Source organism: Micromonospora sp. NPDC049529, assembly GCF_055586685.1.
The window spans coordinates 306,842-333,135 of sequence record NZ_JBVJHT010000003.1; the positions used below are offsets into that span (position 1 = coordinate 306,842).

At 71.8% G+C, this 26,294-nt stretch carries 28 protein-coding genes and 1 pseudogene; 16 read left to right on the forward strand and 13 right to left on the reverse strand.

Annotated elements, in window-relative coordinates:
* Position 1 precedes the first annotated feature (1 nt).
* Together ACZ6QQ_RS06680 and ACZ6QQ_RS06685 are read right to left on the reverse strand one after the other, a co-directional pair.
* A complete protein-coding gene (locus ACZ6QQ_RS06680; protein WP_465874851.1) occupies positions 2–1,486 on the reverse strand; it encodes a DUF7782 domain-containing protein in 1,485 nt (494 codons plus the stop codon).
* Positions 1,487–1,612: 126 nt separating this feature from the next.
* A complete protein-coding gene (locus ACZ6QQ_RS06685; protein WP_465874852.1) occupies positions 1,613–2,053 on the reverse strand; it encodes a cupin domain-containing protein in 441 nt (146 codons plus the stop codon).
* A 135-nt stretch (positions 2,054–2,188) separates the two neighbouring features.
* Here ACZ6QQ_RS06685 and ACZ6QQ_RS06690 point away from each other — a divergent pair, with 135 nt between their 5' ends.
* The 3 genes from ACZ6QQ_RS06690 to ACZ6QQ_RS06700 all read left to right on the forward strand — a co-directional run bounded on the left by ACZ6QQ_RS06690 (position 2,189) and on the right by ACZ6QQ_RS06700 (position 5,213).
* On the forward strand, positions 2,189–2,326 hold the full coding sequence (locus ACZ6QQ_RS06690; RefSeq protein ID WP_465874853.1) for a hypothetical protein: 138 nt from the start codon (positions 2,189–2,191) through the stop codon (positions 2,324–2,326).
* A gap of 78 nt (positions 2,327–2,404) precedes the next feature.
* Entirely contained in the window at positions 2,405–4,639 is a 2,235-nt protein-coding gene (locus tag ACZ6QQ_RS06695; protein WP_465874854.1) for a tetratricopeptide repeat protein, read from the forward strand.
* Between the two features lie 7 nt (positions 4,640–4,646).
* Positions 4,647–5,213 (forward strand): HhH-GPD-type base excision DNA repair protein, encoded by a 567-nt coding sequence (locus tag ACZ6QQ_RS06700; protein ID WP_465874855.1) that lies wholly within the window; start codon positions 4,647–4,649, stop codon positions 5,211–5,213.
* A 29-nt stretch (positions 5,214–5,242) separates the two neighbouring features.
* Here the strand turns inward: ACZ6QQ_RS06700 and ACZ6QQ_RS06705 are convergent, their stop codons facing one another.
* Complete coding sequence (locus tag ACZ6QQ_RS06705) at positions 5,243–5,554, reverse strand: hypothetical protein (protein ID WP_465874856.1); 312 nt, start codon at positions 5,552–5,554, stop codon at positions 5,243–5,245.
* 13 nt (positions 5,555–5,567) lie between these two features.
* Positions 5,568–5,855 (reverse strand): hypothetical protein, encoded by a 288-nt coding sequence (locus ACZ6QQ_RS06710; RefSeq protein ID WP_465874857.1) that lies wholly within the window; start codon positions 5,853–5,855, stop codon positions 5,568–5,570.
* A 104-nt stretch (positions 5,856–5,959) separates the two neighbouring features.
* On the opposite strand from ACZ6QQ_RS06710, the gene ACZ6QQ_RS06715 reads away from it, so the two are divergent.
* A complete protein-coding gene (locus ACZ6QQ_RS06715) occupies positions 5,960–6,316 on the forward strand; it encodes a DUF3099 domain-containing protein (protein WP_465874858.1) in 357 nt (118 codons plus the stop codon).
* A gap of 68 nt (positions 6,317–6,384) precedes the next feature.
* Here ACZ6QQ_RS06715 and ACZ6QQ_RS06720 read toward each other — a convergent pair whose 3' ends face one another.
* The 3 genes from ACZ6QQ_RS06720 to ACZ6QQ_RS06730 all read right to left on the reverse strand — a co-directional run bounded on the left by ACZ6QQ_RS06720 (position 6,385) and on the right by ACZ6QQ_RS06730 (position 9,247).
* Positions 6,385–7,020: a hypothetical protein gene (locus ACZ6QQ_RS06720; protein WP_465874859.1), complete on the reverse strand. Its 636-nt coding sequence runs from the start codon at positions 7,018–7,020 to the stop codon at positions 6,385–6,387.
* 350 nt (positions 7,021–7,370) lie between these two features.
* Entirely contained in the window at positions 7,371–8,315 is a 945-nt protein-coding gene (locus tag ACZ6QQ_RS06725; RefSeq protein ID WP_465874860.1) for a carbohydrate kinase family protein, read from the reverse strand.
* Positions 8,312–9,247, reverse strand: coding sequence for a pseudouridine-5'-phosphate glycosidase (locus ACZ6QQ_RS06730; RefSeq protein ID WP_465874861.1), 936 nt, complete (start codon positions 9,245–9,247; stop codon positions 8,312–8,314). Before ACZ6QQ_RS06730 ends, ACZ6QQ_RS06725 begins: the two co-directional genes overlap by 4 nt.
* 104 nt (positions 9,248–9,351) lie before the next feature.
* Here ACZ6QQ_RS06730 and ACZ6QQ_RS06735 point away from each other — a divergent pair, with 104 nt between their 5' ends.
* From ACZ6QQ_RS06735 to ACZ6QQ_RS06745, 3 genes are all read left to right on the forward strand, one after another.
* Positions 9,352–9,570 (forward strand): DUF3039 domain-containing protein, encoded by a 219-nt coding sequence (locus tag ACZ6QQ_RS06735; protein WP_326560204.1) that lies wholly within the window; start codon positions 9,352–9,354, stop codon positions 9,568–9,570.
* A gap of 40 nt (positions 9,571–9,610) precedes the next feature.
* Entirely contained in the window at positions 9,611–10,345 is a 735-nt protein-coding gene (locus ACZ6QQ_RS06740) for a trimeric intracellular cation channel family protein (RefSeq protein WP_465874862.1), read from the forward strand.
* A gap of 182 nt (positions 10,346–10,527) precedes the next feature.
* Positions 10,528–12,249 (forward strand): DEAD/DEAH box helicase, encoded by a 1,722-nt coding sequence (locus tag ACZ6QQ_RS06745; RefSeq protein ID WP_465874863.1) that lies wholly within the window; start codon positions 10,528–10,530, stop codon positions 12,247–12,249.
* 170 nt (positions 12,250–12,419) lie between these two features.
* On the opposite strand, the gene ACZ6QQ_RS06750 is transcribed toward ACZ6QQ_RS06745, so the two are convergent.
* Both ACZ6QQ_RS06750 and ACZ6QQ_RS06755 read right to left on the reverse strand, forming a co-directional pair.
* Positions 12,420–12,653, reverse strand: a complete 234-nt coding sequence (locus tag ACZ6QQ_RS06750; protein WP_326560202.1) for a DUF7455 domain-containing protein — start codon at positions 12,651–12,653, stop codon at positions 12,420–12,422.
* A gap of 244 nt (positions 12,654–12,897) precedes the next feature.
* Positions 12,898–14,520 (reverse strand): RNA polymerase sigma factor, encoded by a 1,623-nt coding sequence (locus ACZ6QQ_RS06755; protein WP_465874864.1) that lies wholly within the window; start codon positions 14,518–14,520, stop codon positions 12,898–12,900.
* 286 nt (positions 14,521–14,806) lie between these two features.
* Here ACZ6QQ_RS06755 and ACZ6QQ_RS06760 point away from each other — a divergent pair, with 286 nt between their 5' ends.
* Positions 14,807–15,616 (forward strand): inositol monophosphatase family protein, encoded by an 810-nt coding sequence (locus ACZ6QQ_RS06760; RefSeq protein WP_465874865.1) that lies wholly within the window; start codon positions 14,807–14,809, stop codon positions 15,614–15,616.
* A 159-nt stretch (positions 15,617–15,775) separates the two neighbouring features.
* Here the strand turns inward: ACZ6QQ_RS06760 and ACZ6QQ_RS06765 are convergent, their stop codons facing one another.
* A complete protein-coding gene (locus tag ACZ6QQ_RS06765) occupies positions 15,776–16,294 on the reverse strand; it encodes a LytR C-terminal domain-containing protein (RefSeq protein ID WP_465875035.1) in 519 nt (172 codons plus the stop codon).
* Between the two features lie 439 nt (positions 16,295–16,733).
* Here ACZ6QQ_RS06765 and ACZ6QQ_RS06770 point away from each other — a divergent pair, with 439 nt between their 5' ends.
* Positions 16,734–17,030, forward strand: coding sequence for a DUF4193 domain-containing protein (locus ACZ6QQ_RS06770; protein WP_121159124.1), 297 nt, complete (start codon positions 16,734–16,736; stop codon positions 17,028–17,030).
* Positions 17,031–17,176: 146 nt separating this feature from the next.
* Entirely contained in the window at positions 17,177–18,088 is a 912-nt protein-coding gene (locus ACZ6QQ_RS06775) for a hypothetical protein (protein WP_465874866.1), read from the forward strand.
* On the opposite strand, the gene ACZ6QQ_RS06780 is transcribed toward ACZ6QQ_RS06775, so the two are convergent.
* Positions 18,085–18,675, reverse strand: a complete 591-nt coding sequence (locus ACZ6QQ_RS06780) for a DUF3093 domain-containing protein (RefSeq protein ID WP_465874867.1) — start codon at positions 18,673–18,675, stop codon at positions 18,085–18,087. The genes ACZ6QQ_RS06775 and ACZ6QQ_RS06780 overlap by 4 nt on opposite strands.
* Positions 18,676–18,764: 89 nt before the next feature.
* On the opposite strand from ACZ6QQ_RS06780, the gene dut reads away from it, so the two are divergent.
* The 4 genes and pseudogenes from dut (at position 18,765) to ACZ6QQ_RS06800 (ending at position 21,313) form a co-directional block, all read left to right on the forward strand.
* Positions 18,765–19,268: a dUTP diphosphatase gene (dut, locus tag ACZ6QQ_RS06785; RefSeq protein ID WP_465874868.1), complete on the forward strand. Its 504-nt coding sequence runs from the start codon at positions 18,765–18,767 to the stop codon at positions 19,266–19,268.
* A pseudogene (locus tag ACZ6QQ_RS06790) lies at positions 19,265–19,933 on the forward strand (DUF3710 domain-containing protein); the annotation flags it as partial. The gene dut and the pseudogene ACZ6QQ_RS06790, both read left to right, overlap by 4 nt.
* Positions 19,934–20,193: 260 nt before the next feature.
* Positions 20,194–20,574, forward strand: coding sequence for an OB-fold nucleic acid binding domain-containing protein (locus ACZ6QQ_RS06795; protein WP_465874869.1), 381 nt, complete (start codon positions 20,194–20,196; stop codon positions 20,572–20,574).
* 43 nt (positions 20,575–20,617) lie between these two features.
* Complete coding sequence (locus ACZ6QQ_RS06800; RefSeq protein WP_465874870.1) at positions 20,618–21,313, forward strand: DUF3159 domain-containing protein; 696 nt, start codon at positions 20,618–20,620, stop codon at positions 21,311–21,313.
* A 33-nt stretch (positions 21,314–21,346) separates the two neighbouring features.
* Here the strand turns inward: ACZ6QQ_RS06800 and ACZ6QQ_RS06805 are convergent, their stop codons facing one another.
* The gene (locus ACZ6QQ_RS06805; protein ID WP_465874871.1) at positions 21,347–22,036 is read right to left on the reverse strand and encodes a potassium channel family protein; all 690 of its coding nucleotides are present in this window, start codon (positions 22,034–22,036) and stop codon (positions 21,347–21,349) included.
* 1 nt (position 22,037) lies between these two features.
* The gene (locus tag ACZ6QQ_RS06810; RefSeq protein WP_465874872.1) at positions 22,038–22,703 is read right to left on the reverse strand and encodes a potassium channel family protein; all 666 of its coding nucleotides are present in this window, start codon (positions 22,701–22,703) and stop codon (positions 22,038–22,040) included.
* A gap of 170 nt (positions 22,704–22,873) precedes the next feature.
* On the opposite strand from ACZ6QQ_RS06810, the gene ACZ6QQ_RS06815 reads away from it, so the two are divergent.
* Together ACZ6QQ_RS06815 and ACZ6QQ_RS06820 are read left to right on the forward strand one after the other, a co-directional pair.
* Entirely contained in the window at positions 22,874–24,955 is a 2,082-nt protein-coding gene (locus ACZ6QQ_RS06815; protein WP_465874873.1) for an APC family permease, read from the forward strand.
* Positions 24,952–26,286: a class I SAM-dependent RNA methyltransferase gene (locus ACZ6QQ_RS06820; RefSeq protein WP_465874874.1), complete on the forward strand. Its 1,335-nt coding sequence runs from the start codon at positions 24,952–24,954 to the stop codon at positions 26,284–26,286. The genes ACZ6QQ_RS06815 and ACZ6QQ_RS06820 overlap by 4 nt, the downstream gene beginning before the upstream one ends.
* Positions 26,287–26,294 lie beyond the last annotated feature (8 nt).

The following is a 26,294-nucleotide window of genomic DNA, read 5'->3' on the forward strand; positions in this document are numbered from 1 at the left end:
ATCAGTCCGTCTCGGGAGCGATCAGACCCCGCTCCACCAGGTGCGCGATGATCGGCCCGGCCGCCTCGGCGAGATCCTCGGCCGGCACCTCGTGCGCGATCGCCAGCACCGCGAGCTGCTCCCGCAGCGGCACCCGCCCGTCCGCGCCGCTGACCAGGGCGAGCACCAGCGGGTCCACCTCTTCGCTCCAGCGCAGCCCGTGCGGATTGGCCAGCACCTGACGGTCCACCGCCCAGCCGTCCGGGCCCATGGTCGCCTCCTGGCGCAGCTGCAACCCCTCCGCGATCCGGTAGCGGCTGGCCAGCAGCGCCTCGTCGTCGTGCGCCCGGAGCCAGTCCTGGCGGTCGAACCAGGCGGCGATCTGGTCCCCCATCGGCGGCTGCACCGGCTGGCGCAGGTCCTCGACCCGGACCACCGGCTGGTCGTGTCCGGCCCGGCGCAGGTTGATCACCCCGAAGCCGACCGCCTCCACCTTCTGCGCGTCGAACCAGTCCAGCCACGCCGCGATCCGGTGCGGGTCGGTCGCCTCGCTGGCATCGGCCAACCATAGGTCGACGTACGCCATCGGGTCGGCCACCTCGCGCTGGATCACCCAGGCGTCCAGCCCGGTGCCGGTGAACCAGCCGGCGACCCGCTCGCCCCAGTCCTCCCCGGCGACGTGCACCCAGTTGGCGAGGTACTGCATGGTCCCGCCCTCGGTCAGCAGGTCCGGCGCGGCGGCGGCCAGTTCCGCCGCGATCCCGTCGCCGACCCGGCCCGAGTCACGGTAGCTGTGCGTGGTGGTGCCCGGCCCGACCACGAACGGCGGGTTGCTCACCACCAGGTCGAACCGGCGACCGGCGACCGGCGCGGTCATGTCACCGTGCAGCAGCTCCCACCGCTGGCCGTTGAGCGCGGCGGTGGTCGCGGCGAACCGCAGCGAGCGGGCGGAGAAGTCGGTGGCGGTCACCCGGCCGGCGTGGGTGGCCAGGTGCAGCGCCTGCACACCGGAGCCGGTGCCGAGGTCGAGGGCGGTGTCGACCGGTCGCCGGACGGTGGCGCCGACGAGTGTGGTCGACGCCCCACCGATGCCCAGCACATGGTCGGCGGCGAGCGGACGGCCCGGCCGGGCGCTCGCCGGCACGTCGGACAGCGCCCACCAGGCGTCCCCGTACGGCTCCAGGTCGATGCCCTGGCGCAGGCCGCCGTCGACGCGCTCGACCAGGCCGGCGGCGAGGGCGTCGGCCAACGACAGCGGGGCCAGGGCCGCCGCGACCGCCGCCTCCGGTTCGGTCTGCGCGCAGACGAACAACCTGATCAGCGTGCCGAGCGGGTCCCGGTCCGCGGTGATCCGCAGCGCCGCCCGGAAGTCGTTGCGGGCCATCCCGCTGGTCGCCTGCGGACCGAGCCGTCCGGCGATGCCGCTGGACGTGTAACCGGCGTTGGTCAGTGCCGTACGGAGCTGGTCGACGCCGGCCGGGGAGAGGAGCATCTCGTTTTCGTCCACCCCGCCATCCTGCCGGTTGGGCCCGAGCCGCCCACCGCAACCCCGGCAGAACCGGTCCCGGCGTGCCGCCGACCCGCCCGGCCGACCAGGCGCGCCAGCCGCCGCCCAGCCCGAGCCGGCCGCCGTTCAGCCCAACTGGAAGTCGGCGAAGTCGAAGCCCGGCGCCACCACGCAGCTGACCAGCACCGGTTCGTCGCCGGCCGGCACCGCGGCCTGCCACACCCCGCCGGGGATCAGCACCTGCGGCCGCTGCCCGGCCGCCACGTCGGCGCCGAGTTGCACCTCGTCCGGGTCGGTCGCCGGCTGTGCCCCGGTGCCGCCGAACCGCAGCGTCAGCGGCCCGCCGGAGTGCCAGAACCACAGCTCGTCCGAGCGGACCAGGTGCCAGCGGGACTCCTCACCCGGAGCGAGGAGGAAGAGGATCGCGGTGGCCGCGCTGCGCGCCGCGGCGTACCCCTCGGGGTGGAAACTGTGCGCGGACCGCCAGGTCTCGCGGAACCAGCCGCCCTCGGGGTGGGGTACGAGGTCGAGTAACGCGGCCAGGTCGGGCCGGTGCGGCGTGCTCACGGGTCGGTCTCCTTCTCCGGGTACGACTACCGTCCGCCGCGACACGACCCGGCGCGTCCCCTGCGGCCGGATCGGCGGTGGACGTGCCGGTCGGGGTGGCCACGACCGGACGAGCTGAGGTTAGCTGGCCGTCACGTGACCGGAACCCGGTGCCGACGGGTTCCCAGCTGGCTCGGCGGCACTCTCGACCTGCTCGGGTACGCCAAACGGTCCCACCTGGTCCGCACCGCGCGCCGGGATCGGGCGGCGGTTGCCCGGCCACCGCCGCACTGACGGGCCGTTGCCCTCCACCGGTATTCGCAACCCCCACTTGAATGCCCGGCGGTGCATGATGGGCCGTGGGAGGTGGACGTGAACGTCGGTCCGCAGGCGACGCCGCACTGGGACGTCGATGCCGCCGCCGCGCTCGGCGTACAGGTCGGCGACGGCGGCTCCCAGACGAACCTCTTCGTGTCCGCCCGACCGCCGGTCACCTGGCCCCTCCGGGTCGGCGTGGTCCCGGCGGCGGCGGACTGCTTCCAGGACCGGACCGTCGACCCACCCGGCACGGTCGGCTCGGCCAATACGGTCGACGCAGCCGGCGCGGTCGACTCAGTCGGCACCGGAGAGCCGGTCGCCGGGGTGCGGGTGCTGGTCGGCCTCGGTGGGGTGGGCAAGACGCAGGTCGCGGCGCAACTGGCCCGGCATGCCTGGCAGCAGCGCACGGTGGACCTGCTGGTCTGGATCACTGCCCGAAGCCGCGACTCGATCGTCGCCGGTTACGCCGGTGCGGCGGCCGAGGTGCTGCCCGGCGAACGCACCGGCGCCGACGCCGACGCCCGCCGTTTCCTCGTCTGGTTGGCCCAGACCGAGCGGCGCTGGCTGATCGTGCTCGACGACCTTTCCGACCCGGCCGATCTGCGCGGGCTCTGGCCACCACAGCCGGTTGGCGGGCGCACCGTGGTGACCACCCGGCGCCGGGACACGGCCCTGGGCGGGGCCGGTCGTCGCCTGGTCGAGGTCGGTCTGTTCAGCCCGGACCAGGCCACCCGCTACCTGACCGAGAAGACCGGTCGCGACGACGAGTCGGCACAGGCCCGGCTGCTCGCCGCCGAGCTGGGCTTTCTGCCGTTGGCGCTGGCCCAGGCCGCCGCGTACCTGGCCGACCGGGGACTGGGCTTCGCCGACTACCGGCGGCGGCTTGTCGACGCCCGGCGCAGGCTGCCCGAACTGTTGCCGGAGCCGGGCGCGCTGCCGGATGACCACCGCGAGACGGTGGCCGCCACCTGGGCGCTCTCCGTCGAACTCGCTGATCGGCTGCACCCACCCGGTCTGGCGCGGTCGACGCTGCACCTGCTCAGTCTGCTCGATCCGAACGGCATCCCGGCTCCGGTGCTCACCACCGAGGTGACCCTGGAGCACCTGCGGCAGGCCCGGCCGGTGGAGTCTGCGGGGGGACGGGCCGTGGACGCCGAGGATGCCCGGGACTCGCTGTACGGCCTGCACCGCGTCAACCTGATCACCTTCGATCCGGCCCAGGGCGGTCGGGCCATCCGGGTACACAGCCTCGTGCAGCGGGCCACCCGGGAGCAGTTGCGCCCCGAACAGTTGCGGCGGGCGGCGCGCACCCTGGCGGACGCCCTCTACCGGACCTGGCCGGAGATCGACCGGGACAGCGCCTTCGGCCAGGTACTCCGGGCCAATGCGGAGACGCTCGACGGGCACGCCGACCCGCTGCTGTGGGATCCCGAGCCGCATCCGCTGCTCTGGCGGGCCGGCCGGAGCCTCAGCGAGTCCGGGCTCGCGGCCGACGCGCTGTTGTACTGGCGACGGCTGCACGACCGTGCCGAAGCGCGACTCGGTGCCGATCACGCCGACACCCTGACCGCGCGCCACCATGTCGCGTACGCGCTGGGTCAGGGCGGTGACCCGGCGGCGGCCGTGGTCGCGTACGAGCGGCTGTTGGCGGACCGGTTGCGTACGGGTGGGCCGGACGACCGGGAGACCCTGGTCTGCCGGGGCAACCTCGCCAACTGGCGGGGCACGGCGGGTGACCCGTGGCGGGCCGCCCAGGAGTTCGGTGAGGTGCTGGCCGATTTCCTCCGGCTGCTCGGGTCGGACCACTTCGACACCCTCAACGCGCGGCACAACCTGGCTTTCTGGCGGGGCAGGGCGGGGGATCCGGCCGGTGCCCTGGTGGCGTTCGAGCAGTTGCTGGACGAGCTGTCGAGCTTGCTGGGCCCGGATCATCCGAACACCCTCAACACGCGTTACAACGTGGCCTTCTGGCGTGGTCTGGCCGGTGACCCCGCCGGTGCCCGTGCCGCCTCCGCCCTGTTGCTGGCCGACCGGGTGCGGGTCCTCGGGCCGGACCATCCCAGCACGCTCACCACCCGCTACAACCTTGCCCGGTGGCGCGGGGAGGCCGGTGATCCGGCGGCCGCGGTGGCCGAGCTGGAGGAACTGCTCGTCGACCGGATCCGAATGCTGGGCACCGACCATCCGCACACGGATCGCACCCGCACCAGGCTCGCCTACTGGCGGGCCAAGGCCGGCGGCGCCCAGCCGGCCGTGCCGCCCGTCCAGCCGAAGCCGTACCCGGCATGATGGGGGCATGAGCTTCTCGTTGCCGATCGTCCCCGAGGCGAACGCGCTGCTTGACCGGGATCCACTGGCGGTGCTGATCGGGCTGACCCTGGACCAGCAGGTGACCATGGAGAAGGCGTTCACGTCGCCGCACGTACTCGTGCAGCGGCTCGGGCACGAGCCGACCGCGGCCGAGCTGGCCGACTTCGACCCGGACGAACTGCTCACGATCTTCGCGACGCCGCCGGCCCTGCACCGCTTCCCGAAGGCGATGGCCGCTCGCGTCCAGGAGGTGTGCCGGGTCATCGTCGAGCAGTACGACGGGGACCCCGCCGCACTGTGGCGCAACGTCACGGACGGCGCCGACCTGTTCAAGCGGATCCTGGCCCTGCCCGGCTTCGGCAAGCAGAAGGCGCAGATCTTCGTCGCCCTGCTCGGCAAGCAGTACGACGTCCGGCCCACCGGTTGGCGCGAGGCGGCCGGCGGCTACGGCGAGGAAGGGGCGTACCGGTCGGTCGCGGACATCGTCGACGACGACTCGCTGGCGAAGGTGCGCGCCTACAAGAAGGAGATGAAGGCCGCCGCCAAGGTCTGACCCGGCCCGCCCAGCGGTCGGGCCGGCGCTCAGGCGGCGGTCGGGTGGGCGAGTGCGGCCAACGCCCGGCGTACGTCCGCCAGCGACACCGTCGCCGAGTCGTCCAGATCGGCCAGGCCGGCCTCGATCCACTGCCGCATCAGGGTGGTGACCCCGATGCCCCGGTCCTCGGCGGCGGCCCGGACCCGCTCGTACGTCTCCAGCGGCAGCCGCACCGACCGGCTGACCATCGGCACGTCCGTGTCGGGCGTGGGCAACTCGACCGGCTGGCTCTCGTCGATCAGGTCCGCGAGCCGGTCGCCGCCCTCGTGGAAGTGTTTGGTCGCGTCGTGTCGGTTCATCGTCACCGCCTCCTCATCGTCGCCATCCCCGGATCGCCTCGTCGTAGCGCTTGGACTCGCTGTCGCTGAGGTCGCGTGCGGAGAGGATGTCCCAGTCGTTGTCGCCGTGGTCCGCCTCGGCCAGCAGGATGGCCAACCGGCGCCCACGGCGTGCGGTCGCGTACATGACCATCACGTCGTCGCCGAGGTGCCGGATGACCCGCCGCGCACTGTGCAGGGCCTCCCAGACCTCGCCGGGGGTGACGCCGTAGACCCTCAGGTTGCCCAACGCCTCGTCGGTGAAGCTGAACCTGCTGCCCACGCGGGCAGCGTACCACGCACGTAACACGGAGAAGTCCGGTCTGCTTTTCGTCGACAACGCCGATGAAGTGCGAGGATGAGTGGGCATCCCCTGCGAGGAGGACCGTGGTGAAGCACCAGGCGTACCAGCCGATCCTGATCACCGACGCGTCACGGAGCCAGCAGGACCAACTGCACAGTCGCCAGGTTCGCTACGTGGTGATGATGTCGATCCGGGTCGTCTGCATCGTCGCCGGTGCGGTCCTGGTCGGCGTCAAGGCACCCCTGCTCTGGCTCTGGCTGCCACTCTGCGCCGTCGGCATGGTTCTCGTACCGTGGCTGGCCGTACTGCTCGCCAACGACCGGCCGCCCAAGGAAGAGCACCGCTTCGGCGCCCGCCGCCGGCAGCGCCACCTGGACGACACCCCACCGCGCAGCCTGCCCGCCGAGCGTCCGCACCCCGTCATCGACGCCGAACCCTGAACCCGCGCACACGACAAGAAGCCGGGCCCCCGTGTACGGGGACCCGGCTTCCGTTCCTGCCGTTCTACTTACTTGGTCCAGACGTCCTGCACGATGTGCGCGGCCTGGTTCTCCCACTGCGCGTACGCATCCGGGAACGCCGACACCTGAACCTTCTGCGCCGCATCCGTCAACGGCATGTCCTGCCAACCATCAACCTGCTTCAGGCTCTTCAGGAACGCCGTCGACGCGTAGGTCGGATCCGTGATCTGCTCCGGAGTACCCCAACCCGACGACGGCCGCTGCTGGAACAGACCCAGCGAGTCGTGGTCGTTCATGTCACCCAGATGACCCAGGTTCTCCAACTTCGACTCCTGCATGGAGGTAGCAACCGCGATCACCGCACCACGCTCACCCATACCCAGCTTCTTCGCCGTATCCGTAATGGCCTTGGCGTTGTCACGCTGTTCCTTACTCAGGTCGATGCTCGACTGAGCACCCTGAGTGCCGTGCGGGACGAGCTTGTCCATGCCCGGCTTGTCACTGGTCACCTGCGCGACCGTGGTCATCGCCGGGGCGGCGGCGGTGTGCTCGGCCGGAGACGCGAACGCGTGCGACGCGGGCCCGGCAACCGCACCACCGATAAACGCGAGGCCGGCAATACCCAGAGCGGTCTTACGAACAAACGAAGTCTCTACGAAGGTGGTGAAAGTCGTCGTCTTCACGATGGCTCACCTTTCAATCGGGGGTACCCGACGCGCACGCCCATGGGGGTAGGCGAAGCGACTCACTCGGGTGAAAGAAGTACGAGGCCACAGCACACACGAGGCGAGGGGATCAAGCCCCGGCGCTGCTCCGGTCGTACGCGATGTATAACCGCCCCGGCCCCGCCAACATTCCGCCGACGCCCGCCCGACCCGAGTCGATCAACCCCAAAAACCTCGCACACCCGACACCCCGCCCACCCGGGTGCGCCTCATGTAGAGAAAGAGTGGCTATCCGCGCTGAGATAACCACTCATTCACTGAAAGAGCGCGGGTGTTTGGTTTCGGGGGCGGCGTGCCCCGCGTCGGGATCAAGCCTGATCGCCCAGAGCGGGGTACGCCGCCCCCGAAACCCCACCCCGAACAGGCCGCGCACCGACAACGGACACCGCGAGAGCACCAACCTCACCACCGGCAGCCAACGCCTCCACCACACCCAAACCGCCGATCCACGCCGCGAGCAGACCGGCAGCGAACGCATCCCCCGCCCCGGTCGCGTCCCGTACCCGAACCGGTCGGGCCACCCCCTCCACGGTCGGACCGCCGCGCGAGGCCCAGACTGCCCCGTCCCCGCCCCGTTTCACCACCGCGTGCCGGACCACCCCGGTCAGCGCCTCGGCCTGGGCACGGGCCCCCGACGGTCCGGCGAGCACCTCCGCCTCGTCCGCGTTGGCGAGGAGCAGGTCGACGTCGCGTACCCAGTCCAGGAAGGTCGCCGCACCGACCTGCCGCAGCGGTTCGGCGGAGGCCGCGTCGACGCTGGTGGTGAGCCCGCGCTCGCGGGCGGCGGCCAGCGCGTGCCGGCCGGCGTCGCGGGAGCCGGCGTCCAACAGGGTGTACGCGGACAGGTGCAGGTGCCGGGCGTCCGGTGCACCGGCCAGCGCGGCGTCCAGGTCGGTGGGGGACAGCCGCAGGTTGGCGCCCCGTTCGCTGACCATCGTCCGTTCGCCGGCTCCGGCGAGCACGATCACCGTGCCGGTCGGCGCCTCGGCGCAAGGGCGTACGGCGCAGTCGACCCCGACGGCGGTCAGTTCGGCCACCCGCGTACGTCCGGCCTCGTCGTCGCCGACCACGGCGACCAGGGTGACCGGGTGCCCGCGTGCGGCCAGCCAGGCGGCGGTGTTCGCGGCCTGGCCGCCGCCGGCGAGGCGGATGCTGGCCGGGGTGTCGGAGCCGGTCGCCAGCGGCCCGGAGAGCACCGCGAGTACGTCGGTGACGATGTCGCCGACCGCGATGATCCGTGCCGCCCCGCTCATCCGGCGCTGGTGCCGGTCCGGGCCGCTGCCGCCACCGCGATCTCGCCGGCCAGGGTCGCGTTGCGCAGGATGATCCGTACGTTCACCGCCAGGCTGGCGCCGGCGGTGGAGGAGTGGAAGTGGGAGAGCAGGAATGGCGTCACGGCCTTGCCGGTCACCCCGTCGCGGGCCATCAGGGCCAGCCCGTCGGCCAGGGTCCGGTCGTGCAGGTCGGGGTCGAGTTGCTCGTCGACCGGCAGCGGGTTCGCCACGATCACCCCGCCCGGCTGGACGCCCTGGTCGCTGCGGGCGGCGAGGACGGCCGCGATCTGCTCCGGCGTCTCCAGCGACCAGTCCAGGTCGAAGCCGCTGTCGGTGATGAAGAAGCCGGGGAAGCGGCGGGTGCGGTAGCCGAGCACGGTGACGCCGAGCGTTTCGAGCCGTTCCAGGGTCGCGCCGACGTCGAGGATCGACTTGACCCCGGCGCAGACCACCGCGATCGGGGTGCGGGCGAGTGCGGTCAGGTCGGCCGACTCGTCGAAGGTCTGCGCCGCCTCGCGGTGCACCCCGCCGAGCCCGCCGGTGGCGAAGACGCCGATCCCGGCGGCGGCGGCGACGGCGCTGGTCGCGGCGACCGTGGTGGCGCCGTCCGCGCCGGTGGCGGCGGCCACCGCGAGATCGCGTACGGAGAGTTTGGCGACCCCGTCGGTGCTGGCGAGTCGGGTGAGCTGGGCGTCGTCCAGGCCGACGACCAGTTCGCCCTCGACCATGCCGATGGTGGCGGGTACGGCACCGGTGGCCCGGACGGCCGCCTCGATCTCCCGGGCGACCCGGAGGTTGTCGGGGCGGGGCAGTCCGTGGGAGACGATGGTGCTCTCCAGCGCCACGATGGGGCGCCCGTCGCGTCGGGCGTCGGCCACCTCGGCGCCGTAGCGGATGTTGAACTTGGTCACGTTGATCACGGTACGGGTCCGGCTGGGGGGCGTTCCGGTGGACCCTGCGACAGTGACCTGCCAAACTGGAAAGTTGCGGGGTCATTCTTGGAGGTAATGCCGACGTGAGCACCGAGGTTCTCGAGCGTCCGGAATTGAAGGACGCGGACACCGGGCCGGAGATGTTTCATTATGTCCGGAAAGAGAAGATCGCTGAGAGTGCGGTCATGGGGACCTTCGTGATCGCCCTGTGCGGCGAGACGTTCCCCGTCACCAAGGCGGCCAAGCCGGGTTCGCCGGTCTGCCCGCAGTGCAAGGAGATCTACGAGTCGATGCGTGACTGACCCGCCGGCCCCGGCCGTCGTCGGCGCGTAACATTCGGCGGTGACCACCTCGACCGCCCTGCTGCTGGCCGACCTGACCGGTGTGGCCGTGTTCGCCGCCTCCGGGGCGTCGGCGGCGGTGGTGAAGCGACTCGACCTCTTCGGAGTGGTTTTTGTCGGCTTCGTCGCCGCGCTCGGCGGTGGGATCTTCCGCGACCTGGTGATCGACGAGGTCCCACCCCTGGCCTTCGCCGACTGGCGGTACGCCGTCACCGCCGCACTCACCGCGGCGGCGGTCTTCTGGCTGCACCCGCAACTGGCGCGACTGCGTACGGCCGTCCTGATCCTCGACGCGGCCGGTCTCGGCCTGTTCACCGTCACCGGCACCCTGAAGGCGCTCGCGGCCGACGTGCCGCCGGTCGGCGCGGTGCTGATCGGCATGCTCACCGCGATCGGTGGCGGCCTCGGCCGGGACCTGCTTACCGGGGAGATCCCGGTGGTGCTGCGGCGGGAGATCTACGCGGTGGCGGCACTGGTCGGGGCGATCGTGGTGGTCGCCCTGGACCACGCCGGGGTGACCGGACCGCTGCCCCTGGTCGCCGCGGTGGTGCTGGTCTTCGGCCTGCGCCTGGTGGCCCTGCGCCGACGCTGGTCGGCACCGGTCCCACTGGTCGACGGGCCGCGAACCGGACACCGCGCCCCTACCGTGGAGGCGTCGGGGCAGACTGTCGGACCCGTGGGCGATGATGCCGGCGCGCCCTCGTCCGAGCCCGGGGTCGAGCACCGGGGAGTGTGACCAACGCCTGCGGTGGTGTCGTCTGGGACCACCCACGTCCGCTGGTTATGCTGGGGCGGCCTTCGCGCGCCACCTGGGTCGCGGAGGCGTTTTCATGGTCCACCGTCATCGCTGCCACCGCCGCGCCGCGGCCTTCCGGTCCACGGGCGCACGGTCCCGGTAGCCGAAGGGGAGATTCTCGCGTGGGTGCCCGACTGCCGGCGATCGACACCTTCCCGGCGCTGCGGGACTGGCAGCGCAAGGCGCTGGTGGGGTACCTGCGACGGCGGTCCGAGGACTTCATGGCGGTCGCCACGCCCGGCGCCGGCAAGACCACCTTCGCCCTGCGGATCGCCGCCGAACTGCTCGCCGACGGCACCGTCGAGGCGGTCACCGTGGTCGCCCCGACCGAGCACCTGAAGACCCAGTGGTCGCTGGCCGCCGCCCGGGTCGGGATCCAACTCGACTCCGCGTTCCGCAACGCCGACCTGCACTCGGCCACCGACTTCCACGGCGCCGTGGTGACGTACGCGCAGGTGGGCATGGCGCCGCAGGTGCACCGGCGGCGGACGATGACCAGGCGCACCCTGGTCATCCTGGACGAGGTGCACCACGCCGGTGACTCCCGTACCTGGGGGGACGGGGTCAAGGCGGCCTTCGAACCGGCCGTACGCCGGCTGATGCTCACCGGTACGCCGTTCCGCTCCGACGACAACCCGATCCCGTTCGTGACGTACGAGCGCGGCGGTGACGGGTTGCCCCGCTCCCGCGCCGACTCGGTCTACGGCTACGCCGACGCGCTGCGCGACGGGGTGGTGCGCCCGGTGATCTTCCTTGCCTACTCGGGTGAGACCCGGTGGCGAACCAACGCCGGTGACGAGCTGGCCGCCCGGCTGGGTGACCCGATGACCCCGGACCTGATCGCGCAGGCGTGGCGGACGGTGCTGGACCCGGCCGGCGACTGGATGCCGCAGGTGCTGCGGGCCGCCGACGCCCGGCTCCAGGTGCTCCGGGCCGGCGGGATGACCGACGCGGGTGGGCTGGTGATCGCCACCGACCAGCAGGCGGCTCGGGCGTACGCCCGGCTGATCGAGCGGGTCACCGGGGAGAAGGCCGTCGTGGTCCTCTCCGACGACGTGGGCTCGTCGGCCCGGATCGCCTCCTTCGCCGAGTCGGACCAGCGCTGGATGGTCGCCGTCCGGATGGTGTCCGAGGGGGTCGACATCCCCCGCCTCGCCGTCGGCGTGTACGCGACCAGCGCCTCGACCCCGCTCTACTTCGCCCAGGCGATCGGCCGGTTCGTCCGGGCCCGCCGGCCCGGGGAGACCGCCTCGGTCTTCCTGCCGAGCGTGCCGCACCTGCTGGGGCTGGCCAGCGAGTTGGAGGCCGAGCGGGACCACGTGCTCGGCGAGCCGAAGAAGCGGGAGGGCTTCGAGGACGACCTGCTGGAGCGGGCCCAGCGCGAGGAGAAGGCCAGCGGTGAGCTGGACAAGCGGTTCGAGGTGCTGGAGGCGACCGCCCACCTGGACCAGGTGATCTTCGACGGTGCCTCCTTCGGCACCACGGCCCAGGCCGGTACGCCGGAGGAGGAGGAGTACCTGGGGCTGCCCGGCCTGCTCACCGCCGACCAGGTGTCGGTGCTGCTGAACAAGCGTCAGGCGGAGCAGTTGGCGGCGAAGCGGCGGCGGGCGGCGCAGGAGCCGGTGCCGGCGCCCCGCGAGCCGGTGAAGCCCCGCAGCGCGGCGGAACATCGGGTCGCGCTGCGACGCCAGCTCAACACCCTGGTCGCGGCGCACCACCACCGGACCAACCTGCCGCACGGAAAGATCCACGCGGAGCTGCGCCGGCTCTGTGGTGGCCCGCCGAGCGCGCAGGCCACGATCGAGCAGTTGGAGGAGCGGATCGCCACGATCCAGACCCTCTGACCGTGCCGGCCGTGGCCCTACCACCCGGATCGGGTGGTACGGGCGCAGCCGGAGACGATGTGGGGTGCTGTGTCCCGCCCGTGCCGGTCGTACCGGCGCGGGCGGGGATGAGATAGACGACCGGAGGTGCCCGTCAGGGGCCCCTCCGGTCGTCTATATGGGGTTTCGTATCAGTTCGCCATCAGATCGGCGCCACGCCACGTGAAATCTGGGTCAGCCGCGAACCGGACCGTGATCTTCACCAGATCTTCGGCGTACTTGTTCGCGTGATGTCCACAGAACACCAGCTCGCTCCCACCCGCGAGGGTGATCCGGAGCTTGCCGGCGGCGTTGCAGCGGTCGCACCGTTCATCGGCGGCTGGGGGAGCCACCGTTGCGGGCGGCGGCGTGAGGGTCGGGGTCATCGCCTTCCTCCTCGGGTCGTCACCGATGAACACTCTCTTCGGTCGTTGCTCACCTATCCTGCAACACCCTGGCGGGGTGTGGCCTTCCCAGTGTGCCCGCGGGGGACCGAGGTCACACGTGGTAGAGACAGTGTGCCGTCCACCAAGGGTGCCACGTCAACGATCACAACCGGGAAACCGGCCCATCGCTATCGGGTGTTGTACACCTGGTGATCAAAGCGACACAACTAGTTGACGTTTTGGCTCAGTCCAGATAGTCCCGGAGTACCTGGGAACGGGACGGATGGCGTAGTTTCGACATCGTCTTCGACTCGATCTGCCGGATCCGCTCGCGGGTGACGCCGTACACCTGACCGATTTCGTCCAGGGTGCGAGGCTGCCCGTCGGTGAGCCCGAAGCGCAACCGCACCACCCCGGCCTCCCGCTCGGAGAGGGTCTGGAGCACCTGCTGGAGCTGGTCCTGCAGCAGCGAGAAGGAGACCGCGTCGACCGCGACGACCGCTTCGGAATCCTCGATGAAGTCACCGAGCTGGCTGTCGCCCTCGTCGCCGATGGTCTGGTCGAGCGAGATCGGCTCCCGTGCGTACTGCTGGATCTCCAACACCTTTTCAGGTGTGATGTCCATCTCCTTCGCCAGCTCCTCCGGCGTGGGCTCGCGGCCCAGGTCCTGGAGCAGCTCGCGCTGGATCCGGCCCAGCTTGTTGATCACTTCGACCATGTGCACCGGGATGCGGATGGTGCGGGCCTGGTCGGCCATGGCGCGGGTGATGGCCTGGCGGATCCACCAGGTGGCGTAGGTGGAGAACTTGTAGCCCTTGGTGTAGTCGAACTTCTCGACGGCGCGGATGAGGCCGAGGTTGCCCTCCTGGATCAGGTCGAGGAAGGCCATGCCACGCCCGGTGTACCGCTTGGCCAGCGAGACCACGAGCCGGAGGTTCGCCTCCAGCAGGTGGTTCTTCGCCCGTTCCCCGTCGCGGGAGATCCAGCCGAGGTCACGCGTCATCTGGATGACGAGCTTCTCCTCGCCCTCCTCCGCCGCGCGCAGCCGCTCGGCGGCGTAGAGGCCGGCCTCGATCCGCTTGGCGAGCTCGACCTCCTGCTCCGCGTTGAGCAGCGGGACCTTGCCGATCTGCTTGAGGTACGCCCGGACCGAGTCGGCGGAGGCGGTCAGCTCGGCGTCGCGCCGAGCCTGCTTGAGCGCCTCGGACTCCTCGTCGTCCCATTCGAAGTCGTTGTCGGTGGCGGCGCTGGCCGCGTCCGACTCGGCCGCCTGGGCCAGCTCGGCCGGCTCCTCGACGACGACGTCCTCGATCTCGGCGGCGAGCTCCTCGGGATCGATCTCACCATCGACCCCGCCGTCCTCGGCCGACTTCGGCTTGACCGCGGTTTTGGTGGCCTTCGCGGCCCCGGTCGCGCCCGTGGCGGCGCCGGCCGCCTTCGTGGCCCTACCCGGCCGTGCCGCGGGCCTGGCGGCCGTCTCAGCGGGTTTTCCGGCCTCGCCGGCGGCGCGGGGGGCGGCGGCCGCCTTGCGGGCCGGGGTGGCCTCGTCCGAGGCCGAGGCCTGCTTGGGCGCGGGCGCCGCCTTCTTGGCCGTGGCCTTGGCGGTGGTGGCCCGCGAGGCGGGAGTGGCCGATCGGGCCGCGGCGACCCGGCGACGGGTGCTCGCGGAGCCGTCGACCACGACGGTCACGCCCGCGTCGGAGAGCGCCCGTAGGATCTTCTTGGCCTGGGCCGGAGTCACCTCAGCGGACTCGACCGTGCGCGCCAGCTCAGCCGACGTGAGCTGGCCGCCGGCGTTTTGCGCGTGGGCGATCAGGGTGTCGGTGAGGGAGCGTACGTCGGCGCCGGTGTGGCGGGGTTCTGTCACGAATGACCTTCCGGAGGCGATGAGCGAGCACGGCCGATTCGGCCAGCGCAGCGCTAGGCGTCGTGCCGGACCGATGTGGTTGAGGGACCCCCGAGTCCCGGGCCAGCCGGTGTCGGCGGTCCGTGGCGCGTGGGCAGGCGTGAATTGTAACGCCGTCTGCGGGGTTCCTCCCGCGCCGCACGCCGAAACGGCGGCTGGAGGCCGCCGACTCGGAGCGCATGTGGACTTTGTAAGGATGATACTCGCGTCCGGCGCGGACGTCGCAGCCGTGCGAGAAGGGGACGCGATGGGTAGCAGCCGGCCGACCGCCGAGGAACTGCTGGAGCTGGCGCTGGAGGTGGCCCGCGAGGCCGCCGCAACGGCCCGCCGGATGCGCGCCGAGGGGGTGTCCGCGGTGGCCACCAAGAGCACTGCGACCGACGTCGTCACCGCCGCCGACCGCGCGGTCGAACGGCAGGTCGTGGCGGCCCTGCGGGCGGCCCGGCCGGACGACGGGGTGCTCGGCGAGGAGTACGGCACCGCCTCCGGTCCGGGCGCCGTCCGGTGGATCCTGGACCCGATCGACGGCACCGTGAACTACCTGTACGGCCTGCCGCAGTACGCCGTGTCGCTCGCCGCCGAGCTGGACGGCGAGGTCGTCGCGGGGGTGGTGCGCAACGCCGCGACCGGGGACGAGTGGACCGCCACCCGGGGCGGCGGGGCCTGGCGGGACGGCCGCCGGCTCGCCGGCTCGACCGTGACCGATCTCGGCCAGGCGCTGGTCGCCACCGGCTTCGGCTACGACCCGGCCCGCCGCGCCCACCAGGCCGGGGTGCTGGCCGGACTGATCACCTCGGTACGCGACATCCGCCGGTTCGGCGCCGCCGCCCTCGACCTCTGCCTGGCCGCCGAGGGCACCGTCGACGCGTACTACGAGAAGGGGCTCCAGCACTGGGACCACGCGGCCGGCGGGTTGATCGCGGCCGAGGCGGGGTTGCGGGTCGCCGGGCTGGCCGACGCGGCTCCCGGACCGGATCTGGTCATCGCCGCACCGCCGGCCCTGTTCGCACCCCTGCACGAGCGGCTGGCCCGGCTCGACGCCGCCGGGGGACCGTGACCGGCGCCGCCGGGGGCGTGACCAGTGGCGGAGCGTGACCTGCCGGATGTATCAATCCACCTGAACGGCTGAGACCTTCGCACCCTTCGGTGGAACGCGAACCGGCCCCGAACCCGCAGGTCGCGGGGTCGGGGCCGGTGACGATCCGGGGGTACGGGGTCAGTTCTCCCCTTCCTTCGCCGGGCAGGTGCCCGGCTCCAGCTTCGGTGACCCGAGCCCGGTCAGGGCCTGGTTGACCTCCGTTGTGGTGGCGAGTTGGGTGTAGCTGGCGCCGATCACCACGTCCACGGTGTCGTCCTCGCGGTTGGGGTCGTACTCCGGCTCGGCCTCGTCCAGGAAGTACGCCTTCAGCAGGTGCGCCGAGGCGATCCCCTTGGGGCCGTACCGCAGCACCGCCACCGAGTCGACGCGCTTGGGGTCGTTGCCCTGCTTGACGACCTGGAACTTGCGGTTCTTGAAGTCCGTCGCCACGTTGGCGGCCAGGGCGGGGGTGTCGGTCGCATTGTAGACAGCGATCTTGACGTCCTTGGCCTCACGCAGCGCGATGTTCGCCCGCTTGAACCCGGCCGGGCAGGCGTCGTCGGCGGCGGAGCCGCGCTGCGTGTCACGCAGCAGGGCGGTACCGACGAAGACCAGGGCGAGCACCGCCAGTACCCCGACGACGACAAGCGCGCGCACCCGGGCAAAACTCATCTGGTTGGCTCCCGTACAGGTGTGGTCCGGTGGTGCCGGTCGGCTGGTGAGAACCGGGCCGCCGTTGGCTACCGAGTATGCCGGTGAGGCTAGCCGTTGTCCGGCCCGGCGCGGAAACCGGCAAACCTGCCGGCGTGCCGACGCCGTTCGGACTACCGCTACCCCTATCTTCGTGTCGCCTGAGTCACATTGGGAACAACTCTGGCCGCTCGGGCGTACATGCATGCCGCGAGGGCGGTATACATGCCTCGCCCGATGGGGGGTAAGGTACCGCGCTCGCCGGGGGTGTTCCCCTGGCGGCCGTGGCCCAGGCACCGAGCCCGGGTCGGCGACCGGAAAAAGATGACCGGCCAGCGGGAACCGAAACAGTGTCTTCCGGCGTTACAACCGGAAGCGACTATATCGATATGGGAGAGTGAAACCGATGGCCACCGACTACGACGCCCCGCGTCGCGACGAGGTCGACCTCGGCGAGGACAGCCTGGAAGAGCTGAAGGCCCGGCGCGTCGACTCACAGTCGGGCGCCGTGGACGTCGACGAGGCCGAAGTCGCCGAGAGCTTCGAGCTTCCGGGTGCCGACCTGGCCGACGAAGAGCTCACGGTGAAGGTGCTGCCGATGCAGTCGGACGAGTTCCGCTGCGCTCGCTGCTTCCTCGTACACCACCGCAGTCAACTCGCGGTGGAGCGCAACGGCGAGCTGATCTGCCGCGAGTGCGCCTGAGTTCGACACCGACGCCGGGGGGCGGCGGTGGGGCGCGGCGAGGGTAGCGGCCGCGTTCGATTCGAGATGCGCGGGTGGCACCGACCTGCTTGACTCGATCCGACCGACTCGACGTTGGACGGATCGCCACGGCTGGAGGTCAGCGCATGACCCGCTCCGAGCAGGCGCCGGAAACCCCCGCGGGGGTGCCGGCGCCGACTGGGGGGACTGGTCCGGTGGAAAATCCACCGGACACCGAGTTGGAGAGCGCCGAGGGTGACCTCGGTGCGACCATCGCCGCGTTGACCGAGGACGACATCGGTCAGGCGCGGCGTCGCCGGCTGCTGGGCCGGCTCGTCGGCCAGGTTCGTGCCCGTGGTCTGGGCGACCTGTTCCGGCCCAGGGCGGCGATCCGCTGGATGAGTGACGTGGTCGGCGAGGTGGTTCCGCACATCCCGATCCGGGACCGGGACACACTCCGGCGGCACTACGACGGGCTCGACGGCGACGCGCTCGCCGAGCGGTTGATCCGCAACGCGGCCCGGGCCACCGCCGGGGTGGGTGCGGCCGGCGGTGGGGTGGCGGCGGTGGAATGGGCGGTCACGCCGACCCTGCTCTCCGCGCCGGTGCTGCTGGCCGCCGAGACGGTCGCGGTGGTGACCATCGAGATCAAGCTGATCGGCGAACTGCACGAGGCGTACGGGGTGCCGCTGCCGGGGAGCACCACCCAGCGGGCCAGCGCCATGATCCAGTCCTGGGCGAGCCGGCGCGGGGTGAACCCGTTCCTGCCCGGCATGGGGGTGAGCGCCGTACTCGGCCCGGCGGTCCGCAAGCAGCTCCGGGAGACGTTGCTGCGGCGGTTCGGCCGCAACCTGACCACCCTCGGCCCGTTCCTGACCGGCGCGGCGGTGGCCGGTTACCTCAACCGGCGGGCGACCCTCCAACTCGGCGACGCGATCCGGACCGACCTGCGCAAGCAGTTCCGGGCCATCACCGGCCCGCCGGACCCGCGGATCATCGACGAGGGAACCGGAGACGAGGGACCCGGACCGGCACCGGATCGGCCGGGCAGGGCCTAGCCGGCCGTCGGAGCGGCGTCGGCGGCGGTGCCGGCACCGGACCGACCGGTCGTCCCGGCCGGGCCACCATCGGTCGACCCGTCGGCCGCGGACCCGGATCGGGCCGTCATGATCGCCTCGGCGAGGCGCACCGGATGCCGGGAACTCACCACCCAGTACGGGGTCGGATCGGCCGGGTCGTCGAGCACCACCTGGACCGCGCCGGCCACCCACGGCCGCTGCACCACGAAGGCGAGCGGGTCCGCACCGACCCCGAGCACCTCGCGGCGTCCCTCGGCGTCCAGGGCGATCGCGTCGCTGACGTACCCGACCGGGAGCCGGGCGTCGTCGACCAGCAGCTCGCCGTCGCGTACCCGGATGCTGATCCGGCCCAGCCACCAGAGGCCGACGGCGGTCAGCGGCAGCAGCACGGCGAACGGCAGCCAGGCCCGCATGCCGTCCGAGCCCATCCACACCTCCATCGCCAGCAGCGCGCCGGCTGCCCCGCCGGCCAGCCACCACCACCAGGGCAGACGGAGCCGTTCGCGGTAACCGTCGACATCCGGTACGACCGGCGCGGCGGCGGAGGTGAGACGAGTTGGTGCCACAGTGTGAGGGTACGGCGCGGCGCGGCGGGGTGACCCGGCAGGATAGAGGCCAGCAGCCCCGTACCCGACGGATCGGAAAGAGTGACACCGTGACCCAGGCCGTGCCCGTACCCGTCCGACAGCTCGACCCGGACCTGCCGCTGCCGGCCTACGCCCATCCCGGTGACGCGGGCGCCGACCTGCTGGCCGCGCGGGACGTCGAGCTGGCCCCGGGGGAGCGGGCACTGGTCCCCACCGGGATCGCCATCGCCCTGCCGGAGGGCTTCGTCGGACTGGTCCACCCGCGTTCGGGACTGGCGGCCAGGCTGGGTGTGACGGTGCTGAACGCGCCCGGTACGGTCGACGCCGGCTACCGCGGCGAGATCTTGGTGAACCTGATCAACCTTGACCGGGCGAACCCTGCCAAGATCTCTCGTGGCGACCGGATCGCGCAACTCGTGGTGCAGCGGGTGGAACACGCCCACTTCCACCTTGTCGACGACCTGCCCGCCACCGCGCGGGGCGAGAATGGACACGGTTCGACCGGCGGGCACGCGGCTCTGGTCCCGCCGCGCGACGCAAGCGAGCAGCAGGCAGAAAGGTCGGCACGGTGATCTTTTCCCGAGGACGCGGCGGACGGCACGCCCGTGACGAGCGGGCCGGTCGGTCCGAGCGGCCGGCGGACGACCAGCCGGCGGACGACTCGTCCGACGCTCCGGTTCGTGACCGGGGCCCGTACGACATCTCCGAGGCCCCGGCCGGGGTGGAGCGTCTCGACCTGGGCAGCCTGAAGATCCCCGCGGTCGCCGACGTCGAGATCCGGGTCCAGGCGGACCCGGAGGGCGTGGTCCAGCAGGTGGTGCTCCTGCACGGCGAGAACGCCCTCCAACTCGGTGTCTTCGCCGCTCCCCGGTCCGAGGGCATCTGGGACGAGGTGCGCCAGGAGATCCGCGAGTCCCTGTTCAAGGAGGGGACGGCGGCCGAGGAGAGCGACGGCGAGTACGGCGTCGAGCTGCGGGCCCGGGTCCGTACCCCGGAGGGCCTGACCGACCTGCGGTTCGTCGGCATCGACGGGCCGCGTTGGATGGTGCGCGGGGTCTACCAGGGCCGGGTGGCCAGCGACCCGAGCGCCGCCGGTCCGCTCGCCGACTGCCTGCACGAACTCGTCGTCGACCGGGGCCAGGAGGCCAAGCCGGTCCGGGAGCCGCTGCCGCTGCGGCTGCCGAAGGAGATCGCCGAGCGGCAGGCGGCCCAGGCCGCCGAGGCGGGCACCGCACCGGGTGGACAGGCCGTGATCCGGGCCGATGGCGGCAGCCCGGACGGGTCCGGTCCACGGGTCAACGGCAGCGCCCCCGACCAGCCGCAGGGCGGCCGGGGCAAGCCCTCACCGAGGCCGCGCGGGTCGGCCTGATCGGTGCTCCGCCGGTCCGCGCCGATCCGGCCCACCGGCGTACGCTGGCAGTGCGGTCCCCGTCGGGACCGGCTGGAACTGGCCGTGACCGGGTGGTCCGGGCGGCTTGAGGAGGGTGGCACGAGGTCATGGCGACCGACGAGGGTCGGGGGTCGCTGCGCAACCTCCTGCAGCGGCTGACCGCGAGCGAGGCCGAGATCGAGGCGCAGGAGCTGCGTCGGGAAAGTGCGCAGTGTGGTGCCACACCGGCCGGGCTCTGCCGCCGGGGCGAGCTGGTGTCGGTCTCCGGGCGGCTCCGTACGGTGGTCTACACGCCCCGGACGAACCTGCCCACCCTGGAGGCCGATCTCTACGACGGCACCGACGTGGTGACGCTGGTCTGGTTGGGGCGACGGCACATCATCGGCATCGAGCCGGGACGGCAATTGACCGTTCGTGGTCGCGTCGCCATCCGGGATGACCGTAAAGTCATCTACAACCCGTACTACGAGTTGGAACTGCCCCGTTGAGTGCGAGGCCGGGCAGCCGCCGCCCCGAACGGAAGACGCGCAGATGACGACTGGACCACAGCCGGCCGCCAAGGTCGACGCCGACCAGGCGGCCGACGCGCCGCTGCCGAGCATGGCCGAGCAGGTGGCCGAACAGCTCGGCGGCTGGCGGGGGATGGTCGAGTCGAGCGTTCCGGTGCTCGTTTTCGTCCTGGTCAACGTGCTCGCCGACCTGCGCCCCGCGCTGATCGCCTCGCTGGCCGTCGCGGTCGCCATCGCGGTGCTGCGGCTGGTGCAGAAGCGACCGATCCGGCACGCGGTCAACGGTCTGTTCGGTATCGGCGTCGGCGCCTTCATCGCCTTCCGCAGCGGTGACTCCAAGGACTTCTACCTGCCCGGCATCCTCTACGGCATCGCGTACGGGCTGGCGCTGCTGGCGTCGGCCGCGATCCGGCAGCCGCTGGTCGGCTGGATCTGGTCGGTGCTGGTGGCCAAGGGGAAGTCCGAGTGGCGGCACGACGCCCGGCTGGTGCGTACGTTCACCTGGCTCACCGTGCTCTGGGGCGTGGTCTGGCTGGCGAAGGTCGGCGTACAGGCGGCGCTCTACCTGGCCGACCAGGACACCGCGCTCGGGGTGGCCCGGCTGGCCCTGGGCTACCCGCCCTACCTGCTGCTGCTGGCGATCACGGTCTGGACGGTGCGCCGGGTGACCCGGGACAACCCGTCGGCCGGCCTGGACACCGCGGCCAGCCCGAGCTGACCGCGGCTCCGCCGCTGGATCACGTACCCGTTCCTAGCTTTCCGCCCGGGTCCGCTCGACGCTGTCCGCGCCGAGGATGACCGCGCGGACCGCGTCCTCCACCTCGGTCGTGCAGACGAAGATCAGCTCGTCGCCCGCCTCCAGCGGGTCGTCCGGGGTCGGCACCAGCACCCGCCGGCCACGCAGGATGGCCACCAGTGCGGCGTCGCGGGGCAGCGGTACGGCGTGGATCGGGTGCCCGACGTAGGGCGCGGCGTTCGGCAGGGTGATCTCGACCAGGTTCGCCTCGCCCTGCCGGAAGGTCATCAGCCGGACCAGGTCGCCGACCGTGACCGCCTCCTCGACCAGCGCGGCCATCACCCGGGGCTTGCTCACCGCCACGTCGACGCCCCACTGGTCGGTGAAGAGCCACTCGTTCTCGGCCCGGTTCACCCGGGCGACCACCCGGGGAACGGCGAACTCGGTCTTCGCCAGCAGCGAGACCACCAGGTTGACCTGGTCGTCGCCGGTGGCCGCGACCACCACGTCGCAGCTGGCCAGGTCGGCCTCCTCCAGGCTGGCCAGCTCGCACGCGTCGGCGAGCACCCACTCGGCGGCGGGGACCCGCTCCGGGCGCAGCATCCTCGGCTGCCGTTCGATCAGCATCACCTGGTGGCCGTTGTCGATCAGCTCCTGGGCGATGGACCGGCCCACGTTGCCGGCGCCCGCGATGGCGACCCGCATGTCACTGTCCCCCTTCGGGCGGCGCGCCGGCCGCCACCGTGACCCCGCCGGCCATGTCGTCGGTGACCAGCATGAAGAGCTGGTCACCCTCCTGCAGAACGCTGGACGCGGTGGGCAGCGTTCCGATACCGAAGCGCATGACGTACGCGGCGCGGGCGCCGGTCGCCTCCTCGATCGCCCGTACCGGGCGGCCCACCCAGTCCTTGTGCACCGGCACCTCGATGATCGACACGGTGCTGGTGGGATCGCGGAAGATCTCCACGTTCCCCTCGGGCACCAGGTGGCGGATCATCCGGTCGGCGGTCCACCGGACGGTGGCGACGGTCGGGATGCCGAGCCGCTCGTAGACCTGGGCCCGCTTCTGGTCGTAGATCCGGGCCGCCACCCGGGACACCCCGAACGTCTCCCGGGCCAACCGGGCCGAGATGATGTTGGAGTTGTCGCCGCTGGAGACCGCGGCGAAGGCGTCGGCCCGTTCGATGCCGGCCTGGCGCAGGATCTCACCGTCGAAGCCGATCCCGGTGACCGTGATCCCGCCGAAGTCGGGGCCGAGCCGGCGGAAGCTGTCCGAGTTCTGGTCGATCACGGCAATCGAATGACCGCGGGACTCCAGACTGTGCGCGAGGGTCGAGCCGACCCGCCCACACCCCATGATCACGATGTGCACGGTGCTTCCTCCTGGCGTGAACCGTGTGCTCCACCCGGCGGCCGGGGGACTGAAGAGAGCGTGTCATGCCGGGGGCAGCTCACGCCGCCCGACGGTACCGGTTGCCGGCGGGGAGAGGTTGATCGCCACCCGATGTCGATGGGGTGGTCCCGGTCGTACCCTTACCGGTTGTGGCCAGTCCCACCTCTCTGATGAAGCGGCTGCTGCTCGGTCGACCGTTCCGGTCCGACAAGCTGCAGCACACCCTCCTACCCAAACGCATCGCGCTGCCCGTTTTCGCCTCCGACGCGCTCTCCAGCGTGGCGTACGCGCCGGACGAGATCCTGCTGACCCTGTCGATCGCCGGCGCCTCGGCGTTCGTCTTCTCGCCCTGGGTGGCGCTGGCCGTGGTTGTGGTCATGCTCACCGTGGTGGCGAGCTACCGGCAGAACGTGCACGCCTATCCGTCGGGCGGTGGCGACTACGAGGTGGCCACGGTCAACCTGGGTCCGAAATTCGGGGTGGGGGTGGCCAGCGCGCTGCTGGTCGACTACGTGCTGACGGTCGCGGTGTCGGTCTCCTCCGGGGTGGCGAACCTGGGTTCGGTGGTGCCCTTCGTCGCCACCCACAAGGTCGGCGTCGCGGTGGCGGCGGTGGTGATCCTGACCGCGATCAACCTGCGCGGCCTGCGCGAGTCGGGGACGGCCTTCGCGATCCCGACCTACGGCTTCATGATCGTGATCATCGGGATGGTGCTCACCGGCCTGGTACGGATCTTCGTGCTCGGCGACGACCTGCGGGCGCCCAGCGCCGGGCTGGAGATCCAGGCGGAGCACAGCGTGACCGGGTTCGCCCTGGTCTTCCTGCTGCTGCGGACGTTCTCCTCCGGCGCCGCCGCGCTGACCGGGGTGGAGGCGATCTCCAACGGCGTACCGGCGTTCAAGCCGCCGAAGAGCAAGAACGCGGCGTCCACGCTGCTGCTGCTCGGGGTCGTCGCGATCACCATGCTGGTCGGCATCATCACCCTGGCCCACCTGACCCATCTACAGTTCGTCGAGGACCCGGCCCGGCAGATCATCGGCGGTCCCGAGGGGTACGTGCAGAAGACGGTCACCACCCAGCTCGGCGAGACGGTCTTCGGCAGCGGGTCGTTCCTGCTCTACGTCGTCGCCGGGATGACCGCGCTGATCCTCTTCCTGGCCGCCAACACCGCCTTCAACGGGTTCCCGGTGCTCGGCTCGATCCTGGCCCAGGACCGCTACCTGCCCCGGCAACTGCACACCCGGGGCGACCGGCTGGCCTTCTCCAACGGCATCGTCTTCCTCTCCATCGCCGCGATCGTGCTGATCATCGGCTTCCAGGCCGAGATCACCCGACTGATCCAGCTCTACATCGTCGGCGTCTTCGTCTCCTTCACCCTTTCCCAGGCCGGCATGATCAGGCACTGGAACCGGCTGCTGCGGGTGGAACGCGATCCGGAACGACGCCGGAAGATGATCCGGTCCCGGGCGATCAACAGTTTCGGCATGGGGCTGACCGGCGTCGTACTGGTGATCGTGCTGCTCACCAAGTTCCTGCTCGGCGCCTGGATCGCGATCGCCGCGATGGCCGTGATCTACCTGCTGATGCTCGGCATCCGCAAGCACTACGACACCGTCGCGGCCGAGCTGACCCCGGCCGAGGGCCGGCCCATGCTGCCCGCCCGCAACCACGCCATCGTGCTGGTCAGCAAGGTGCACCAGCCGACCCTGCGGGCGGTCGCGTACGCTCAGGCGACCCGGCCGGACACGTTGACCGCGGTCACGGTGAACGTCGACGAGAAGGACACCCGGGCGATCCAGGCCGAGTGGGAACGGCGCGAGGTGCCGGTCCCGTTGACCGTGATCGACTCGCCGTACCGGGAGATCACCCGGCCGATCCTCGACTTCGTCGCCTCGGTGCGCCGCGACGCACCCCGCGACGTGGTCACCGTTTTCATTCCCGAGTACGTCGTCGGCCGATGGTGGGAGAACCTGTTGCACAACCAGAGCGCGCTGCGGCTCAAGGGCCGCCTGCTCTACGAGCCCGGCGTGATGGTGACCAGCGTGCCGTGGCAGTTGGCCTCGTCGGCAACCAAGGACCTGGACCGGTACGACGCCACGCTCAGCCGTGGCCCGGCCCGTGGCCCGCGCGGTGCCAGCGTCGGCCACGGCCCGCTCACCCCGGCCCCGCCCCAGCCGCCGGCGGTCGCGCCGACGCTGACCGACCCCGACCCGACGGCGCGGCCCCGATGAGCCGGGCCGAGGCGCCGACCGACGTCGCGTCGGAGCAGGAGCAGCCGGTGGAAGCGGTGGAGCAGCGGGTGGAGCCGGTGGAGGCGAACCCGGCCGCTACCCGTGCGGCGGACTCGGGTCCGGGTGAGGCGGAACTGGTCGAGCTGACCATCGACGCGGTGGCACCGGGCGGGCACTGCGTGGCCCGGATCGACGGGCAGATCGTCTTCGTCCGGCACGCGCTCCCCGGCGAGCGGGTGATCGCCGAGATCACCGAGGTCAACCGGGGATACCTGCGGGCCGACGCGGTGACCGTGCTGGAGCCGTCGGCGTCCCGGGTCACCCCGCCGTGCCCGTACGCCGGTCCGAACCTCTGCGGTGGCTGCGACCTGCAACACGTCGAGCCGAGCGCCCAGCTCGACTGGAAGGCCGACGTCGTACGCGAGCAGTTGCGCCGACTCGGCCGGCTCACCCCGGAACAGGTCGACGCCCTGGGCGTACGGATCGAGACGCTGCCCGGCGGACCGCTCGGCTGGCGCTCACGGGTCCGGTACGCGGTCGACGCCGCCGGCCGGGCCGGTCTGCTCAAGCACCGCTCGCACGAGGTGGTGCCGGTCGACCGGTGCCTGATCGCCCACCCGGCGATCCAACTGCTGCCGGTGCTGTCCACCGACGGGCAGCGGTGGCCCGCCGCCGAGGCGGTCGAGACGGTCGCCTCCACCGGCGGCGACGTCACCGTGCAGACGGTCGTGGACGGCACCCCGGTCACCGAGCAGGGCCCGGCGACCGTTCGGGAACTGGCCGCCGGACGGGAGTGGCAGCTGCCGCCGGACGCGTTCTGGCAGGTCCACCCGGCCGCCGCCGACACCCTCGTCAACACGGTCCTCGAACTGCTCGAACCACGCACCGGCGAACGGGCCTGGGATCTCTACGGCGGGGCGGGACTGTTCGCCGCCGCGCTCGCCGGCCGGGTCGGGCCGACCGGGCGGGTCACCATGGTCGAGGCGGCACCCTCCGGCGTCGCGGCGGCCCGGCAGAACCTGGCCGACCTCGCCCAGGTCGAGGTGGTGTCGGCGAAGGTGGAGACCGCGCTGGCCCGCCGCCGGATCACCGGACCGGTGCACCTGGTGGTGCTCGACCCGCCGCGCACCGGCGCCGGCGCCGAGGTGGTCAAGGCGTTGACCGGCACCGGCGCGCGGGCGATCGCGTACGTGGCCTGCGACCCGGCGGCGTTCGCCCGGGACGTCCGGGTCTTCGCCGAGGCGGGCTGGCAGCTGGTCACGCTGCGTGGGTACGACATGTTCCCGATGACCCAGCACGTGGAGTGCGTCGGGCTGTTCACCCCGGCCTGAGCCGGCGG

Excerpts from the sequence above, each read along its gene's own strand:
- ACZ6QQ_RS06700 (WP_465874855.1), top strand. The coding sequence starts at position 4,647 with ATGAGCTTCTCGTTGCCGATCGTCCCCGAGGCGAACGCGCTGCTTGAC.
- ACZ6QQ_RS06705 (WP_465874856.1), bottom strand. The coding sequence starts at position 5,554 with ATGAACCGACACGACGCGACCAAACACTTCCACGAGGGCGGCGACCGG.
- ACZ6QQ_RS06725 (WP_465874860.1), bottom strand. The coding sequence starts at position 8,315 with ATGAGCGGGGCGGCACGGATCATCGCGGTCGGCGACATCGTCACCGAC.
- ACZ6QQ_RS06750 (WP_326560202.1), bottom strand. The coding sequence starts at position 12,653 with ATGACCCCGACCCTCACGCCGCCGCCCGCAACGGTGGCTCCCCCAGCC.
- ACZ6QQ_RS06760 (WP_465874865.1), top strand. The coding sequence starts at position 14,807 with ATGGGTAGCAGCCGGCCGACCGCCGAGGAACTGCTGGAGCTGGCGCTG.
- ACZ6QQ_RS06770 (WP_121159124.1), top strand. The coding sequence starts at position 16,734 with ATGGCCACCGACTACGACGCCCCGCGTCGCGACGAGGTCGACCTCGGC.
- ACZ6QQ_RS06775 (WP_465874866.1), top strand. The coding sequence starts at position 17,177 with ATGACCCGCTCCGAGCAGGCGCCGGAAACCCCCGCGGGGGTGCCGGCG.
- ACZ6QQ_RS06795 (WP_465874869.1), top strand. The coding sequence starts at position 20,194 with ATGGCGACCGACGAGGGTCGGGGGTCGCTGCGCAACCTCCTGCAGCGG.
- ACZ6QQ_RS06800 (WP_465874870.1), top strand. The coding sequence starts at position 20,618 with ATGACGACTGGACCACAGCCGGCCGCCAAGGTCGACGCCGACCAGGCG.
- ACZ6QQ_RS06805 (WP_465874871.1), bottom strand. The coding sequence starts at position 22,036 with ATGCGGGTCGCCATCGCGGGCGCCGGCAACGTGGGCCGGTCCATCGCC.
- ACZ6QQ_RS06820 (WP_465874874.1), top strand. The coding sequence starts at position 24,952 with ATGAGCCGGGCCGAGGCGCCGACCGACGTCGCGTCGGAGCAGGAGCAG.